This is a genomic window from Nocardioides sp. Root190 (assembly GCF_001428565.1).
Classification (GTDB): domain Bacteria; phylum Actinomycetota; class Actinomycetes; order Propionibacteriales; family Nocardioidaceae; genus Nocardioides.
This window is the reverse complement of record NZ_LMIA01000007.1, coordinates 279,251-295,484: the sequence shown is the minus strand read 5'-3', so window position 1 is coordinate 295,484 and position 16,234 is coordinate 279,251. Positions and strand designations below refer to the sequence as shown.

Sequence of the window (16,234 nt, the reverse complement as noted above, 5' to 3'; positions counted from 1 at the left end):
GTGGCTACGGTGTCGCCATGGCGCTGCACGACGATCTCGGCGATCCGGTCCCCCTGACGGCGCCTCCCCGGCGGATCGTCTCGCTGGTGCCCTCGATCACCGAGGCGCTCGCCACCGACGTCGCCGACCGGCTCGTCGGCGCGACCGACTGGTGCACCCACCCGGCCGGTCTGGACGTCGCGCGCGTGCGCGGCACCAAGAACCCCGACCTCGCTGCGCTGCGGGCCCTGGCGCCGGACCTGGTGGTCGCCAACAAGGAGGAGAACCGCTCGCTCGACGTACGCCGCCTGCGCGAGTCGGGCGTCGCGGTCTGGGTCACCGACATCGAGACGGTCCCCCAGTCCCTCGACTCCCTCGACCGCTTGTACGCCGTCGCCCTCGAACACCCGCAGCCCGGCTGGCTCGCCCGGGCCCGGGAGCGGTGGTCCGGCCCGCCGGCACAGGAGCGCGGCCGCGTCGCCGTCCCCATCTGGCGCGACCCGTGGATGGTCGTCGGCCCGCGGACCTACACCGGCGACCTGCTGCGCCGACTGGGCTGGGTCAACGCCCACGACCACGGCGAGGACCGCTACCCCGCGGTCGACCTCGCCGACCTGGACCGCAGCGACCTCGACCTGGTGCTGCTGCCCGACGAGCCGTACGTCTTCACCGCCGACGACGGCCCCGAGGCCTTCACCCGGGTCCCGACGCGACTCGTGTCCGGACGGCTGCTGACCTGGTACGGCCCGGCGATGGTCGAGGCGTACGACGTCCTGTCATCCTGACCGCATCAGTTCCTGAGCACCTCGCCAGACGCTGCCTCGCACGGTGTCGTGCGAGTCACACGCCGCGACACCGATCTGTAACCACTCAGCAGGATTGTCGAAACCTCACCACCTCACAGTTGAGTCATGAAGAAGACGACCTCTCCTGAGACCCAGACCGGCCGTCACCTCACGTCCGTCGACACCCACCGTGTCGCCGCCGTCGAGGATGCCGCCGCTCTCGCCATCGCCCGCCGTGCCGCTCTCCGTGACCGACACGCCCAGAGCCTGACCCGGCTCATGCACCAGCGCAGTGACCTGCGCGGCGTGAACTCGCTCGCTGACTTCGTCGACGACTCCGTCCGCTGGACGGCCTGACCCCCCAGAAAGGCAAACGGTTGCTCCCGGATCCCCGGGAGCAACCGTTTCGCTGTCGTGGGGCTACTTGCGACGGCGGGCCGTCCCGAACATTCCCCGGGCGATCTCGGCGGCCGCGGTGCGCATGAACTGCTTGAACGCCGAGGACTTCACGACGTCGCTGACCACACCACCGACACCGCCACCGTCGTCCTTGCGGACCCCGGAACCGGACGACTTCGGGCCGGACCGGGGCTTCTCGGCCGCCTTCGTCCCGGCCGCCTCGGCGTCGGCCCTGGCGCCCTCCTCGAGCTTCTTGGCCAACATCTCCCGGGCGGACTCGCGGTCGACGACCTCGGAGTAGGTCGCATGGCGGGGGCTGGCCTTGACGGTCGCCTCCATCGACTCGGGACTGCTCGGGGCCATCAACGACTCGGGAGCCCGCAGCCGGGTCCACGCGACCGGGGTGGGCGCGCCCTTCTCCCCCATCACCGTCACGATCGCCTCGCCGATGCCGAGCGTCGTGATGACCTCGCCGAGGTCGTCGTACGCGCTCTTGGGGTAGGTGTTCACAGTGGCCTTGAGGGCCTTGGCGTCGTTCGGGGTGTGGGCGCGCAGCTGGTGCTGGATGCGGGAGCCGAGCTGCGCCAGGACGGCGTCGGGTACGTCGGTCGGGCTCTGCGTCACGAAGAAGACGCCGACGCCCTTGGAGCGGATCAGCCGGACCGTCTGGGCGATCTGGTCCAGGAACGGCTTGGACGCGTCGTTGAAGAGCAGGTGCGCCTCGTCGAAGAAGAAGACCAGCTTCGGCTTGTCGACGTCGCCGATCTCCGGCAGGTCGTGGAACAGGTCCGCGAGCAGCCACATCAGGAAGGTCGAGAAGATCGCCGGGCGGTCCTGCAGGTTCGGCAGCTCGACGAGGTTGATCAGCCCCCGGCCGTCCGCCGCGAGCTGGAGCAGGTCGGCGGAGTTGAACTCGGGCTCGCCGAAGAACGCGTCGGCACCCTGGTCGGAGAACGCGATGAGCTCGCGCAGGATCACGCCCGCGGTGGCGGCCGACAGGCCACCGAGCTCCTTGAGCTCCGGCTTGCCCTCGTCGCTCGTGAGGTGCTGGACGACGGCACGGAGGTCGGGCAGGTCGAGCAGCGGCAGGCCGTGCTTGTCGGCGTAGTGGAACACCAGGCCCAGGCTCGACTCCTGGGTGTCGTTGAGCCCGAGCACCCGGCTGAGCAGGACCGGCCCGAAGGACGTCACGGTCACCCGGATCGGGATGCCGATGCCCTCGCCCCCGAGGGCGTAGTACTCGACGGGGAAGGCCGTCGCGGTCCAGGCCTGGCCCACGGACTTCGTCCGGGCGAGCAACTTGTCGCTGGCCTCGCCCGCCGTTGCCAGCCCGGACAGGTCGCCCTTGATGTCGGCGGCGAAGACCGGGACTCCGGCGGCGCTCAGCTGCTCGGCGAGGAGCTGGAGGGTCTTGGTCTTGCCGGTGCCGGTCGCTCCGGCGACGAGGCCGTGCCGGTTGAGCATGCCCAACGGGATCCGGATCGTGCTGCCGGTCAGGCTGTCCGGGCCGGCCATCAGTCCGCCCAGCTCGAGCGCGGCTCCCTCGAAGGCGTAGCCGGGAGCGATGGCCTGCTCGATGGGGTTGGGGGCTTCGGGGGTCTCGGCGGCCTCGGGGGCGGGCGTCTCCGGTGCGGGCGTCGGCTCCTGCGTCATGTCAGGAACTCTAAGCGGAACGCGGCGACGCACGTCAGACCCGTAGACTCCGAAGCCGTGATCTTCAAGCGTGTGGGGGTCGGGCGTCCCTACCCCGACCACGGCCTCACCTCCCGGGGGTGGGCAGCCGTGCCCCCACGCCAGGTCAGGCTCGACGACCTGGTCACGACCAAGGACACCCTGCAGCTCTCCTCACTGCTCGACGAGGACTCGACCTTCTTCGGTGACCTCTTCGCCCACGTGGTGTTGTGGAGAGACGACTACTACCTGGAGGACGGGCTGCACCGCGCCCTGCGCGCGGCCCTGCAGCAACGCAACGTCCTCCATGCCCGCGTGATCCGGATGGAAGGCTGACCTGCAGTGGAGCTCGACGTCAGGCAAGGCGGGCGCTCGGCGATGACCCTCGCCGTGCTCGCAGTGATCTTCCTCGCCGGCATCACCTGGGCGTGGTCGCGGGTGACCGAGCCCTTCCCCGAGAAGGTCGAGGCGGCCCCCTGCACGGACACGCTGATCCGGGAGGGTGAGGACGTCGCCCCGCCGCAGGTGATGGTCACCGTCCTCAACGCCGGCGGCGCCAACGGCCTGGCCAGCAAGACGATGGACCAGCTCGTCGGCTTCGGGTTCGGCGAGGGCGACACCGGCAACGGGCCCGCCAACTCCGGACCGGTCTCCGCCCAGGTCTGGGCGAAGGACCCCGGTGACCCGGCGGCGATCCTGCTGGCGTCCTACCTCGGCACGGACGTGGACATCGTCGACCAGGGCTCGGGCTACCCCGGCGTCACCATCGTCGTCGGCAAGCGCTTCAAGGGTGCGGTCGAGGGTCGCGAGACGGTCACCTCGCAGACGGACAGCTACGTCTGCACCCCGCCGCTCAGCAGCACCCCCGACGACCTGGGCTGAGCCCACGACCCGAGCAGACCACCCGAGCCGGGTCAGCCCGACGTGTCCTCGCCGAGCCACTGCGCGAGCCGGCCGCCCGCACTGACCTGGCGCAACCGCTGCTCGGTGGCCTCGCGGTGCTTGCGGGGCGTGACGATGATCAGGTCGTCGCCGTGGCGCAGGACGGTACGACGCTCGGGCACCTTGGCCTGGCCGTCCCGCACGATCATCGACACGTTCGCGCCCGGCGGCAGTCGGAGCTCGCCAACCTCCACGCCGTGCATCTGGGACGCCGGGCTGATGGTGATCTGCAGCAGGTCGGCGGCGACCCGCTCGAGCGGGGCCGCCTCGACCTCGATCCCCCGGGGTTCGGAGCGCCGGGCCACCCGCAGCACCCGGGCTGCGAAGGGCAGCGTCGGACCGGTGAGCAGGGTGTCGAGCACGACGAGCACGAAGACGATGTCGAACAGGCGCCCGGCCCCGTCGACACCCTCTGCCAGCGGGATGGTGGCGAGCACGATGGGGACCGCCCCGCGCAGCCCGGCCCACGAGAGGAAGCCGAGCTCGTTCCACGGCATGGGTCTGACCACCGAGCTGATCACAACCGACAGCGGTCGGGCGACGATGGTGAGCAGGCAGCCGGCGGCGATCGCGATCCCGACGGTCGCCCAGTCCAGCCGGCCGGGCGAGAGCAGCAGGCCGAGCATGACGAACAGCCCGATCTGGGCCAGCCAGGCCAGTCCCTCCACGAACGAGCGGGTGGTGGCGCGGTGCGGGAGGTCGGCGTTGCCCAGGATCAGCGCGGCGACGTAGACCGCGGCGAACCCGCTGCCGTGCACGGCCGCGGCGCCGCCGTACGCGATCAGGGTCAGGCAGAGGACCGCGATGGGGTACAGGCCGGACGAGGGCAGTGCGACGCGGCGCATGACCCAGGCACCGCCGAGACCCGCCGCGAAGCCGAAGGCGATGCCGACGACCAGCTCGTAGACGACGATGCCGGTGGTGCCGAGGAAGCCGTGCTCGCCGACGGCGCCCGAGGCGACGAGCGTGACCAGGACGACGGTGGGCGCGTCGTTGAGACCGGATTCGGCCTCGAGGGCGCCGGTGACACGTTTCGGCAGCGGGACGACCCGCAGGACCGAGAAGACGGCGGCGGCATCGGTGGGCGAGCAGATCGCGCCGAGGAGGATCGCCAGCTCCCACGACAGCCCGAGCAGGTAGTGCCCGCCGACGGCCATGACGGCCACCGAGACGACCACGCCGACGGTCGCCAGCGAGACCCCCATCCGCATCGCCGGACGCGCGTCGCGCCAGTTCGTCGTGAGCCCACCCTCGGCCAGGATGATCGCGAGCGCGCCGAACCCGATGGCGTGGGCCAGCTCCGCGTCGTCGAAGCCGATGCCGAACCCGGACTCGCCGAGCACGACCCCCATGAGCAGGTAGACCAGCAGGCTGGGGAGGCCGACGCCGGACGACAGACGCACCGCGAGGACGGCGAGAAATGTGACTGCGGCGCCGATCAGCAGGAAGGAATCGAGCTGGTGGACGTCGAAGGTCAAAGGTCACTCGGCTTTCGTCGGGTGGCGGGTACGTAGTCTATCGGTAGAACATGTTCTAAATTGATTCCATGAGTTCAACGCCCCAGGCCGGTCTGACCATTCCCGACGTGCTGCCGGCCAGCGCCCTGACGCCCGACACGGAGCACTTCGACGTCGTCGTCGCCGGCTTCGGGATCGCCGGCGGATGCGCCGCCCTCGAGGCCGCCCGCGCGGGTGCCCGGGTCCTGCTGCTCGAGCGGGCTGCCGTCCACGGCGGCACCTCCTCGATGTCCGGAGGTCACTTCTACCTCGGCGGAGGCACCGCGGTGCAGACCGCCACCGGGCACGAGGACTCGGTCGAGGCGATGGTCGGCTACCTGATGGCCAGCACCAAGGAGCCCGACGAGGTGAAGATCCGCGCCTACTGCGAGGGCTCGGTCGCCCACTTCGACTGGCTCGAGGAGCTCGGCTTCGAGTTCGAGCGGTCCTACTTCCCGGGCAAGGCCGTGATCCAGCCCGGCACCGAGGGCCTGATGTTCACCGGCAACGAGAAGGTCTGGCCCTTCCGCGACGAGGTCGCCCCCGCGCCGCGCGGTCACAAGGTGCCCGTCCCCGGCGACACCGAGGGCACCCGGATCGTGATGGACCTGCTTCGCGAGCAGGTCGAGAAGGCCGGCGTCGAGGTGCGCTACGAGACAGGCATGACCAACCTCGTCGTCGACGCCGACGCAGGGTCCGGGCGGGTCGTGGGCGTCGCGTGGAAGTCCTTCGAGAAGACCGGACTGGTCCGCACCGACGGTGTCGTCATCGCCGCGGGCGGCTTCGTGATGAACGCCGACATGGTCGAGCGCTACACCCCGGCACTGGGCGACAAGCAGCTCTTCACCCTCGGCTCGACCTATGACGACGGCCTGGGCATCCGCCTCGGCGAGTCCGTCGGAGCGGCCCTGGAGCACATGGACGAGCCGTTCATCACGGCGCCGTTCTACCCGCCGTCCTCGCGGTGCAAGGGGATCATCGTCAACAAGGACGGTCAGCGCTTCGTGGCCGAGGACAGCTACCACGCACGGACGTCGTACGAGGTCCTGCGCCAGGCCGACTCGACGGCGTACCTCATCGTCGACAGCGAGCACCTCGGCGAGGACCACATGCCGCTCGTGCCCCTCAAGGACGGCTACGAGACGATCGAGGAGATGGAGGCCGGTCTCGGCGTGCCCGCCGGATCACTGGTCGCCACCGTCGGGCGCTACAACGAGTACGCCGCCCGCGGCGAGGACCCCGACCTCCACAAGCACCCCGACTGGATCGCCCCGCAGGACCAGGGGCCGTGGGCCGTGCTGGACCTCTCGCTCGGCGTCGCGATCTATGCCGGGTTCACGATCGGCGGCATGGCGACCACCGTCGACGGCGAGGTCAGGCGCGAGGACGGCACCGTCGTCCCCGGCCTGTACGCCGCCGGCGCGTGCGCCTCCAACATCGCCCAGGACGGCGCGGGCTACTGCTCGGGCACCCAGCTCGGCGAGGGCTCGTTCTTCGGCCGCCGGGCCGGGCTCCACGCCGCTGCGCACGCCGCTGCCCACGCCGCTGGCTGACAGGATGGGCGCGTGATCGACCGCTTCGCCGCCGCGTCCCGCGCAGACGTCCCACCGTTCCACGTGATGGACCTGCTGGCGGGCGCGGCGGAGCGGCAGCGGACCCACGGCGACCTGCTCAACCTCGTCGCCGGACAGCCCAGCACGGGCGCTCCGGCTACGGTGACGGCTGAGGCGATCCGGCTGCTGGGCTCCGGGGACCCGCTCGGCTACACGACCTCGATCGGCATCGTCGAGCTGCGTGAGGCCATCGCTGGCCACTACCGCCGGTGGTACGACATCGAGGTGTCGGCTGCCGACGTCGTCGTCACGACCGGCTCCAGCGGAGGGTTCCTGCTGGCCTTCCTGGCCGCCTTCGACGCGGGCGCCCGGGTGGCGATCGCGCGCCCCGGCTACCCCTGCTACCGCAACGTCCTGGCGGCCCTCGGCTGCGAGGTCGTGGAGATCGCGACCGGCCCGGACGCCCGCTTCCAGCCGACGGTCGACCAGCTCACGGAGGCCCACGCCCGCTCCCCGATCGACGGCCTCGTGGTCGCGAGCCCGGCCAACCCGACCGGCACGATGCTCTCGCCCGAGGAGCTGGCCGCGATCGCGCGATGGTGCGAGGAGAACGGCGTCCAGCTGGTCTCCGACGAGATCTACCACGGCATCCAGTACGCCGGCGCCCGCGCCAGCAGCGCCTGGGAGACCTCGCGGGAGGCGGTCGTGTTCGGGTCCTTCTCGAAGTACTTCTCGATGACCGGCTGGCGCCTGGGCTGGATGCTCGCCCCCGAGCGGCTCCGGCGCCCGGTCGACGTGCTGACCGGCAACTTCAGCATCTGCCCGCCCGTGCTCGCCCAGCACGCCGCGATCGCAGCCTTCGACGACACCGCCTACGCCGAGCTCGACGCGCACGTCGAGCGCTACGCCCTCAACCGCAGCCTGCTGCTGGAGGGGCTCCCCCGGCTGGGGATCACCCGGCTCGCGCCCGCCGACGGCGCGTTCTACGCGTACGCCGACGTCGCGCACCTGACCAGTGACTCGATGGCCTTCGCCCGGGACCTGCTGGCACGCACCGGCGTCGCCGTGGCCACCGGCATCGACTTCGACACCGAGGACGGCGGCCACTTCGTGCGGTTCAGCTTCGCGGGCGCGACCGAGGACATCGTGCGCGCCCTCGACCGCCTCGACGGCGCGCTCTGACCTCGACGGGTCGCCGGACTCCCGGCTACTGCAGTCCGGCCGGGCAGGTCGTCGGCGGCGTCGCGGTGTAGGCGCACGCCGAGAAGCTGGGTAGCGCCGGCAGGACCTCGGGGAGCCGCACCTGCAGCCGTGGGTCGTCGAGCACGGCGAGCTGCGCGTCCACGGAGAGATCGCTCAACCCGATGAGCACCTCGGCGTCGGGATCGTCGTCGAGGCCGTTGACCGACTCCCCGATGCTGATGTCCGGACGGCCGGTCGCCGCGTCCCCCGGGATCCAGACGTAGTGCGTCCCCCCGCCGTCGTAGGTGTAGACCTGTTCGTAGGCCGTCTGCCCGGACGGGGTCGTGAGGACCTCGCAGAAGTCGGTCGAGGACACGTCGCAGGCCGGGGGCGTACGGACGGCCTCGTAGTCCGGAGCGACGTGCTCGACGTAGACCCAGTAGCTGTGGTCGCCGCTGGTGCTCCGCACCTCCCACTGGGTGGCGCCGAGGCGGTCGGGGCCGACGAGGTCGCGAGGCTGGTCGGCGGCCAGGTTGCCGGGCTCCACACTCCAGCTGTGGGCCAGGACGGGGCTGAGCGTCGCGCCGCTCGGGAACAGGTCGGTGGCCACGGCGACGAGGTCGGCATCGACCTGGTCCGGGTCGAGCGAGGCCGACACGTCCTCGCTGGGCGAGGACGACCCGCTCGACGAGGACGACCCGGAGGGATCCGCGGCAGCGTCGGACCCGTCGGGCTCGTCGTCGCTGCCGGCGAGCAGCAGGGCGGTGAGCCCACCACCCACCAGGACGGCCAGGGCCACGACGACGGCGACCGCGACCGCGATGGTGCGGCCGCTCCCGCCGCCCGACGTGGGCGGCTGGCCGTAGGGCGCCTGGGGTGGGTACTGCGGCGGGCACTGCTGCCCGTACTGCCCCGGTTGCGGGTACCGCGGCGGGGCCACCGGCGGCGGGACGTACGGCGGCGGGGCCGCCGCGGGAGGCGGTGGGCCCATCATCGTCGGTACAGCTGACGCGGGCGGCGGACCGTTCCCGTCCGGAGCGAGCGGCCGACCCTGCGGGGCCATCTGCGTGAGGTCCGGTTCGCCGGACTCGGCGGGCTCGACGGGGTCGGTCGGCTCAGGCATGGCCGATCATGGCACGCTGGACGTGGAGGACTCACGGGTTTGCAGGTTTGGACCGTCCACATCGGGGAAGGGCGCGAGACATGTACGGCGACACCGAACTGATCCGGCGCCGTGTCTCGGAGCTGCGGGACCAGGGTGCCGACGTCCGCGCCCTCGCCGACCAGCTGGTGGCGCGGGTCGAGGGCCTGGGCTGGGCCGGCCGGGCAGGCGAGGCGATGCAGGAGCGGGTCAGCGCACGGGCCGGCCACCTCCGCACGGCCGCCGACCAGCACGTCGCGGCCGCCGACGCACTCGCCGACCACGCCGAGGCCGTCGACGGCGCCGTCGAGGAGATCGCAGCGATCGAGGGACGGACCACCGCACGGATCGCCGACGCGCGCACCCGGGTCCGCGCGATCGAGGCGCGCAACGAAGGCGCCGACGGGGTGCAGGTCACCCCCGACCCGGCGGACGAGGCGCTCCTCGCCTTCGTCCCGCCGCCACCGGCCCACCGTGACTGGCTGACCGTCGAGATCCCCGGACCGGAGCGCTGATCGCACCGTGCCCCTCGTCGACCTCACCGCCGTCGCCGTGCGCTCCGCCGCCGCGGCAGCGCCCCGTGCCCCGCTCGACGCCGCGCCCCGCAGGATCGGGCTGACCCTGTCCGAGCTGCAGCACGCCGCCGCACTCGTCGGGAACGCCCCGCTGCCGTTCGACATCGCCCCGCCCGCGGCCACCGATGCCCTGCAGTCGCGGCTCGGCACCAGTCCCGCCACCACGGAGGACCAGGCCTACCGCGCCGTCATCGCCGCCCTGCACGATCCCGCCGACGCGCTCGAGCGCCGCGGACTGGTCGTCGACGGCGTCCTCGACGCCGGTCTCGCCGGCGCCGTCGGCCTGCTGGCCTCACCCCGGACCGCCCTGGACGTCGACGTCCGCATGGATGGCGTGCAGGCCAAGGTGTGGCACCGCCACGACGGTGGCGCGGTCGCCTCCCTCTCCACCGTCGACGGCATCGTCTTCGAGCTGGGCTGGTTCGCCGTGGATGCCTGGGCCGGGGAGCTCGCCCGCCTCGCCGCTCCGTCCGAGGACGTCACCCTCGGCACCTCCGCCGTGCCGTCGTACGTCGACCTGCCCTTCGAGCTCGCCGACACCGCGGCCGAGGCCAACCGCGTCGGCCGTGGCGACCTCCTGCCCGTCCTGGCCTCTCGGCACTCCGGCGCCGTCCGCGGCGCGCAGGGCGTCCTGTCCGACGACGCCGTCGCCCGGGTGCTGACCGCGCTGTCGGGCGAGGCCCAGGGCCGGTTGCGCGCACTGGTCGCCGACGTGTCCGGCGCGAGCGTCGACACCGTCGGCGTCGTCTCGTGGACGCTGCTCGCCGACGGCTGGCGGGTGCTGCGGCCCCACGACGAGGACGGCGTGCTGCGCCTGGAGATCCGCGCAGTGACGCCCGCCGACCTCGCCGCCGCACTCGCCCCGGTCCTGGAGGGGGCCCGATGAGCACCGGGGAAGGCACCGGGGACAGCACCGGGGACAGCGCCGACGAGGTGGTGGCCGCGGCCGCCGCCGAGCGACGCGAGCTGCCGGCGACGGCGGTCCAGGCCGCCGACATCGCCGACAAGTACGACCAGATGCTGCGCCTGGCCGACCTCTTCGACGACGCCGGTGCGCAGATGCGGGAGTGGGCCACACTGGGCCGCGACGTGCTGACCGACCCGGAGGTGGTCGCCTCCACGCCGCTCTCCGCGACGACCTGGGCCACCGCCGAGGAGGAGCTGCGCGGCCTCACGACCGGCCGCGACGGTCTGCTCAACCGGTCGATCGAGCTCGATGCCGATGCCCTCGTGCTGCGCGCGACGGTGCTCACCTACCGCTGGATCGACGAGCTGCAGGCTGCGGCGTACCAGACCCTCGGCACGATCGCCGGCAAGGCGATCGGCTACCTCGCACCCCAGGTCAGCCTCGGTGGCGCGATCGTCGCTGCCGGCCTGATCGAGACCGACAGCCTGGACCGCGACGGCGTCGCGGCCTACCTGGGCGAGCTCGCCGAGGCGAACCCTGACCTGATGGAGCACGTCACCACCGGTGGCGGACTGCTCGACAGCCTGCAGATGCGCGGCCTGCTGACGGCCGGCGTGCTCTCCGGCGACGGCGGCCACGCGGCGCGGGCCGGTGGCCTGAGGGCCGCGGGCATCACCCCCCTCGGCGACGACTGGGGAGCGGCCCTGCGCGACGTCGCGGTCGACCTGCCCGGCCCCACCGCCGCCCGGGAACCCACCCCGCCAGGCGTGCGCGAGCAGGCCGATGCCCCGTCTGGGCTCGGCGACCTGATGGAGATCCTCACCGCCGACGCGCGGGAGCCCGTGCGGGTCCTGCGGGTCGCGCCGGGCCGGCTCCTCGCGTTCCTCACCGGCGTCGCCACACCCGCCCCGGCGACCGGCCGGCTCCGGCTGGTGTCCGGCGATCCGTCGGCCCACGCCGCCGTCGTGGTCCGCGCGCTCGAGGCGGCCGTTGCCGCCGAGGGCGAACCGGACACCCGGGTGATGCTCATCGGACGCGGCCACGGCGGAGCGGCCGCCATCGAGATCGCCGGCCGGTCCGACCTGCAGGGCTTCGTCGTGGACCAGGTCGTGACCGCCCATGCGCCGTCCGCCCAGGTGCCCGTGCTGCCCGCGCACGTCCAGGTGCTCTCGCTGGAGGACCGCAGCGACCCGGTCGCGCTGCTCGGCTCCCTGATCAACGCGACCACCCTCAACCGCCTCACCGTCGTGTACGACGCCGGGGCGGATCCGGGACTCCACTCCCTCGTCGCCGGCGGTCGCACGGCGGACGTGGCCGACCACCCCGACCTGGTGGCGGCACTGGCCCGCTGGCAGGAGCTGGGCTACCTGCGCGCGTCGGCCTGATCGCGCTCGGCCCCCGGGAGACCGGAGAGCCGGACGACGCCGCCGAGGACGCACGCTGCGATCGGGACGAGCGGGAGGTACCAGAGGATCACGCCGTCGCGCGCGATCCCGAGGTAGGCGAGCGCACCCAGACCGGCGCACACACCGACCATCGCGAGCACCGGGCGCACCGCTGACGGAGCGGGCCGCGGGTCGGGAGCCGGCGACTCGAAGCGGCCGACGACCGCCACCGCGCCGGCGGTCAGCAGGGCGAGCACGAGGACGTACACCGGTCGGGTCGCCCACCACCCGGCGGTGTCCGGCACCGGGTGCAGGCCGAAGCCGTCGAGCGCCATCGAGCCTGCGACGAGGACGCCGAGCATGGTCAGGTGCCACAGGTAGATGCTCATGATCCGGGCGTTGACGAGCACCGTGGCGATCCAAATCCGGCGTCGGGCGACGAGCCGCTGGAGCAGCGGCTCGAGGGTGAGCACGACACCGGCCTGCATCAGCCCGAGGAACCCCTGGGTGACCCGGGTCGGGAACGCGTTGTCGATCTCGTCGGTACTGACGCCGACCATCGAGACGGCGTACGGACCACGCACCGTCAGCAGGTAGAGCGCACCGAGACCGACGACGAACAGGGCGACCCGACGCGCCACCGGAGCCAGCTGTCCGTCGAGCCAGGCGTAGCCGAGCATGTGCACGGTGCTCCACACGACGAGGTAGTTCAGGAAGCCGACCACCACGAGGTCCCGGCTGACGCTGACCCAGTCGACCAGGCCGCCGAGGGCGAGACCGGCGCCGATCGAGGTCCAGCCGAAGCGCTCCCACGCACGCAGGGTGAGCGGGGCGAGGGCCACCACGACGACGTACGCCGCCATGAACCACGTGGGAACGAGCGAGGCGCGGCTGGCGATGCGGAGCAGGTCGGAGTCGACACCGGCGGCGTGTGCCGTGGGCGCGAGGACGGCCCAGAACACCATCAGCGGGAGCACCGGCAGCACGAGTCGGCGCAGGCGCGCCCGCAGCCAGCCGCCGTACTCCTCACCGCGACGGCGCGCCGAGCGCCACGACAGAGCGTTGGAGTAGCCGCCCACGAGGAAGAAGACCGGCATCACCTGCAGCACCCACGTCAGCGGCTGGGTCCACGACGCCAGGTCGAGCAGGTCGCCGCGGTGCAGCGCGCCGTCGCCGTCGATGTGGACGGCCGCCATCAGCCAGTGGCCGAGGACCACGACCAGGATCGCGCTCGCCCGCAGCAGGTCGACGACCCGGTTGCGCTCGGCCGGGGTGTCATCGGCGAGGGAGGTGGCGCGGGGCAGCAGGCCGGCAGTGGAGCTCATGCAAGCGATCCTCGTCACTCATGAGGCGGCGTACCCGGGTGCACGTACTCAGATCTGTCGGGATTTGCTTGACAAAAGGGGGGTCAATGTATGCAACATGTTGTTGCGCTAACAAAGCGCATGCTCCGAATTTCGATGATGAAACGGATCGAGGACCCCATGACCGCCACCGCAGACCGCACCGCCGAGACCTTCCCGGAGACCCTTCCGGAGACCAGTGGGCTCAGCTACCAGGACACCCTGCGGGTGCTGTCGGAGGCCTCGGTGCACCAGCACTTCGACGCATTCCTCGACATCGCCTGGGACAGCCCCGAGTTCGAGGTCGTGCCGAACGACCCGCGCTGGGTGCTCCCGTCGATCGACTCCCTCGGCGGCACCGACTGGTACCAGTCGCTGCCCGTGGAGCGCCAGATCGAGATCGGCCAGTACCGCCTCGCCAACATCATGAAGGTCGGCCTCCAGTTCGAGCAGGTGCTGATCGGCGGCATCATGAGCCACCTCATCGGGATGGGCAACAACCGTGCCGAGTTCCGCTACTCGACGCACGAGGTCACCGAGGAGTGCCACCACACCCAGATGTTCCAGGAGGGTGTGAACCGGATCGGCGTGGACGTCAAGGGCGGCCCGAAGTGGTTCGTGAAGATCGCTCCCCTGCTCTGCCTGGCCGGCGGCCCGCTCCCCAACGTCTTCTTCTTCGGCATCCTCGCCGGCGAGGAGCCGATCGACTACCTGCAGAAGTCCGTGCTCCGCTCGGGCCACGACATGCACCCGATCATCGAGCGCGTGATGCAGATCCACGTCGCCGAGGAGGCGCGCCACATCGGCTTCGCGCACTCCTACCTGATCGAGCGCTCCAAGGACTACGGCCGGATCCAGCGCTTCGGCCTGTCGCTGGCCTTCCCCGTCATCATGCGCGCGCTGTGCGACGTGATCATGAAGCCCAGCCGCGAGATGCAGAAGGACCTGGGCATCCCGCGGTCCGTCATGCGCGAGGTCTACTGGAAGAGCCCGCAGTCGCAGAAGCTGCTGCGCGACACCTTCGGTGACGTGCGCATGCTGGCCGACGAGCTCGGCCTGATGAACAAGGTCTCGCGCCGGATCTGGCGCGCGCTCGGCATCGACGGCACCGCGTCGCGGTTCCGCAGCGAGCCGAAGTCCGCCGCGGTCTGACGACCGCGCGACCTCACCGATCCCATGGCCTACGTCGTCACGCAGTCCTGCTGCGCCGACGCCTCGTGCGTCGTCGCCTGTCCGGTCAACTGCATCCACCCCGCGCCGGGCGAGCCCGGCTTCGGCACCACCGAGATGGTCTACGTCGACGCCAACTCGTGCGTCGGTTGTGGTGCGTGCGCGACGGCCTGCCCGGTCGGCGCGATGGTGCCCGACGCGGCCCTGACCACCCGGCAGCTGCCGTTCGTGGAGCTGAACGCGTCCTACTACGACGCCTTCCCGCACGCCGACCGCACGCCCGTCGCCCTCGTGCCCGAGCAGCGCCGGCTGACCCGCCCCGGTCCGTTCCGGGTCGCGGTCATCGGCGCCGGCCCGGCCGGCCTCTACACGGCCGACGAGCTGCTCAAGCACCCCGAGGTCGCGGCGGTCGACGTCTACGACCGGCTCCGCACGCCGTACGGCCTGGTCCGGCACGGCGTCGCTCCGGACCACGCGTCGACCAAGCTGGTCACCCGGCTCTTCGAGGCGATCGAACGGCAGCCACGCTTCCGCTACTTCCTCGGCGCGAAGGTCGGCAGCGACGTGGCCGGCGAGGTGAGCCTCGCCGACCTCCGCGCCGGCTACCACGCCGTCGTGTACGCCGTGGGTGCGTCCTCGGACCGCTCGCTCGACATCCCCGGCGAGGACCTCGGTGGCTCGGTCGCAGCGACGGCACTCGTCGGTTGGTACAACGGCCACCCCGACCAGCAGGAGCTCGACGTCCCGCTCCAGCACGAGCGCGCGGTCGTCGTCGGCAACGGCAACGTCGCCCTCGACGTGGCCCGGATCCTGACCCGACCCCTCGACGTCCTCGAGCGCACGGACCTCGCGCCCGGCCCGCTCGAAGCGCTCCGCTCCAGCACCCTGCGCGAGGTGGTCGTCCTCGGCCGCCGCGGACCCGCCCAGGCAGCCTTCACCGTCCCCGAGCTCATCGGCCTGGCGGCGCTCGACGACGTCGACGTGGTCGTCGAGGCCGACCCGGAGCACCTCACCGGCACCGACCAGCGCACGCAGCTCCTGCGCGAGATCGCCGAGCGCCCTGCGTCCGGGGACCCGAGCCGTCGCCGGATCGTGCTCAGCTTCGCCGTCTCCCCCGTCGAGGTGCTCGGTGTCGACGGTCGGGTCAGCGGCGTGCGGGTCGCGCGCAACCGACTGGTCGAGACCGACGGTCAGATCCGCGCCGAGGCCACCGACGAAGTCTTCACCCTCGATGCCGGCCTGGTCATCCGCTCCATCGGCCACCGCGGCCTGCCCGTCGCGGACCTGCCCTTCGACGAGCGGACCGGCACCGTCCCCCACCACGAGGGTCGGGTCGAGCCCGGCGTGTACGTCGTGGGCTGGATCAAGCGCGGCCCGGTCGGTTTCATCGGCACCAACAAGACCTGTGCGCAGGAGACCGTCGAGACCCTCCTCGACGACCTCGACGCCGGCCTGCCCGAGCCCACCGACACGGCCGACGCGGCGGCCCGGCTGGTTCGCAGCCGCTGCCCGGAGGTCACCGACCTGTCGGGCTGGCAACGCCTCGACGCCGCGGAGCGCGAGCAGGGCGCGGCCCTGGGACGACCGCGCGCGAAGATCACCGACCCGGCGACCCAGCTGGCGGTCTCCACGACGCCGGTGAGCCCCCGCCGACGTGGTCTGCTTCGGCGTACGGTGTCGCTGACGTCGTGACGATCCGAGGGGGT

General features: G+C 72.0%; 15 protein-coding genes. 11 read left to right on the top strand and 4 right to left on the bottom strand.

What is annotated here, in order from left to right; translation table 11 throughout:
* Nucleotides 1-17: 17 nt before the first annotated feature.
* Nucleotides 18-764 (top strand): helical backbone metal receptor, encoded by a 747-nt coding sequence (locus ASE01_RS05655; RefSeq protein WP_056749358.1) that lies wholly within the window; start codon nt 18-20, stop codon nt 762-764.
* Between the two features lie 126 nt (nt 765-890).
* On the top strand, nt 891-1,121 hold the full coding sequence (locus ASE01_RS05650) for a hypothetical protein (protein WP_056749195.1): 231 nt from the start codon (nt 891-893) through the stop codon (nt 1,119-1,121).
* 63 nt (nt 1,122-1,184) lie between these two features.
* Here the strand turns inward: ASE01_RS05650 and ASE01_RS05645 are convergent, their stop codons facing one another.
* On the bottom strand, nt 1,185-2,816 hold the full coding sequence (locus tag ASE01_RS05645) for a helicase HerA-like domain-containing protein (protein WP_082605838.1): 1,632 nt from the start codon (nt 2,814-2,816) through the stop codon (nt 1,185-1,187).
* Nucleotides 2,817-2,873: 57 nt separating this feature from the next.
* Between ASE01_RS05645 and ASE01_RS05640 the strand changes: the two genes are divergently transcribed.
* Both ASE01_RS05640 and ASE01_RS05635 read left to right on the top strand, forming a co-directional pair.
* Nucleotides 2,874-3,170, top strand: coding sequence for a type II toxin-antitoxin system VapB family antitoxin (locus ASE01_RS05640; protein WP_056749194.1), 297 nt, complete (start codon nt 2,874-2,876; stop codon nt 3,168-3,170).
* Between the two features lie 6 nt (nt 3,171-3,176).
* The gene (locus ASE01_RS05635) at nt 3,177-3,716 is read left to right on the top strand and encodes a LytR C-terminal domain-containing protein (RefSeq protein WP_056749193.1); all 540 of its coding nucleotides are present in this window, start codon (nt 3,177-3,179) and stop codon (nt 3,714-3,716) included.
* Nucleotides 3,717-3,748: 32 nt separating this feature from the next.
* On the opposite strand, the gene ASE01_RS05630 is transcribed toward ASE01_RS05635, so the two are convergent.
* The gene (locus tag ASE01_RS05630; RefSeq protein WP_056749192.1) at nt 3,749-5,254 is read right to left on the bottom strand and encodes a potassium/proton antiporter; all 1,506 of its coding nucleotides are present in this window, start codon (nt 5,252-5,254) and stop codon (nt 3,749-3,751) included.
* Nucleotides 5,255-5,322: 68 nt separating this feature from the next.
* Between ASE01_RS05630 and ASE01_RS05625 the strand changes: the two genes are divergently transcribed.
* A complete protein-coding gene (locus tag ASE01_RS05625) occupies nt 5,323-6,825 on the top strand; it encodes an FAD-binding protein (protein ID WP_056749191.1) in 1,503 nt (500 codons plus the stop codon).
* 12 nt (nt 6,826-6,837) lie between these two features.
* Nucleotides 6,838-8,007, top strand: a complete 1,170-nt coding sequence (locus ASE01_RS05620; protein ID WP_056749190.1) for a pyridoxal phosphate-dependent aminotransferase — start codon at nt 6,838-6,840, stop codon at nt 8,005-8,007.
* Between the two features lie 25 nt (nt 8,008-8,032).
* Here ASE01_RS05620 and ASE01_RS05615 read toward each other — a convergent pair whose 3' ends face one another.
* Nucleotides 8,033-9,130: a hypothetical protein gene (locus ASE01_RS05615; RefSeq protein WP_056749189.1), complete on the bottom strand. Its 1,098-nt coding sequence runs from the start codon at nt 9,128-9,130 to the stop codon at nt 8,033-8,035.
* 80 nt (nt 9,131-9,210) lie between these two features.
* Here ASE01_RS05615 and ASE01_RS05610 point away from each other — a divergent pair, with 80 nt between their 5' ends.
* Genes ASE01_RS05610 through ASE01_RS05600 form a run of 3 tightly spaced genes read left to right on the top strand, consistent with a single transcriptional unit; the run spans nt 9,211 to nt 12,015 of the window.
* Entirely contained in the window at nt 9,211-9,663 is a 453-nt protein-coding gene (locus tag ASE01_RS05610; RefSeq protein WP_056749188.1) for a putative T7SS-secreted protein, read from the top strand.
* A gap of 7 nt (nt 9,664-9,670) precedes the next feature.
* On the top strand, nt 9,671-10,609 hold the full coding sequence (locus tag ASE01_RS05605) for a hypothetical protein (RefSeq protein WP_056749187.1): 939 nt from the start codon (nt 9,671-9,673) through the stop codon (nt 10,607-10,609).
* A complete protein-coding gene (locus ASE01_RS05600; RefSeq protein WP_056749186.1) occupies nt 10,606-12,015 on the top strand; it encodes a hypothetical protein in 1,410 nt (469 codons plus the stop codon). The genes ASE01_RS05605 and ASE01_RS05600 overlap by 4 nt, the downstream gene beginning before the upstream one ends.
* Here ASE01_RS05600 and ASE01_RS05595 read toward each other — a convergent pair.
* A complete protein-coding gene (locus ASE01_RS05595) occupies nt 11,994-13,340 on the bottom strand; it encodes an acyltransferase family protein (protein WP_056749185.1) in 1,347 nt (448 codons plus the stop codon). The two genes, ASE01_RS05600 and ASE01_RS05595, sit on opposite strands and share 22 nt — an antisense overlap.
* Nucleotides 13,341-13,499: 159 nt before the next feature.
* Here ASE01_RS05595 and ASE01_RS05590 point away from each other — a divergent pair, with 159 nt between their 5' ends.
* Complete coding sequence (locus tag ASE01_RS05590) at nt 13,500-14,510, top strand: AurF N-oxygenase family protein (protein WP_056749356.1); 1,011 nt, start codon at nt 13,500-13,502, stop codon at nt 14,508-14,510.
* Between the two features lie 24 nt (nt 14,511-14,534).
* Nucleotides 14,535-16,220, top strand: coding sequence for an FAD-dependent oxidoreductase (locus ASE01_RS05585; protein WP_056749184.1), 1,686 nt, complete (start codon nt 14,535-14,537; stop codon nt 16,218-16,220).
* The last annotated feature ends 14 nt before the right edge of the window (nt 16,221-16,234 follow it).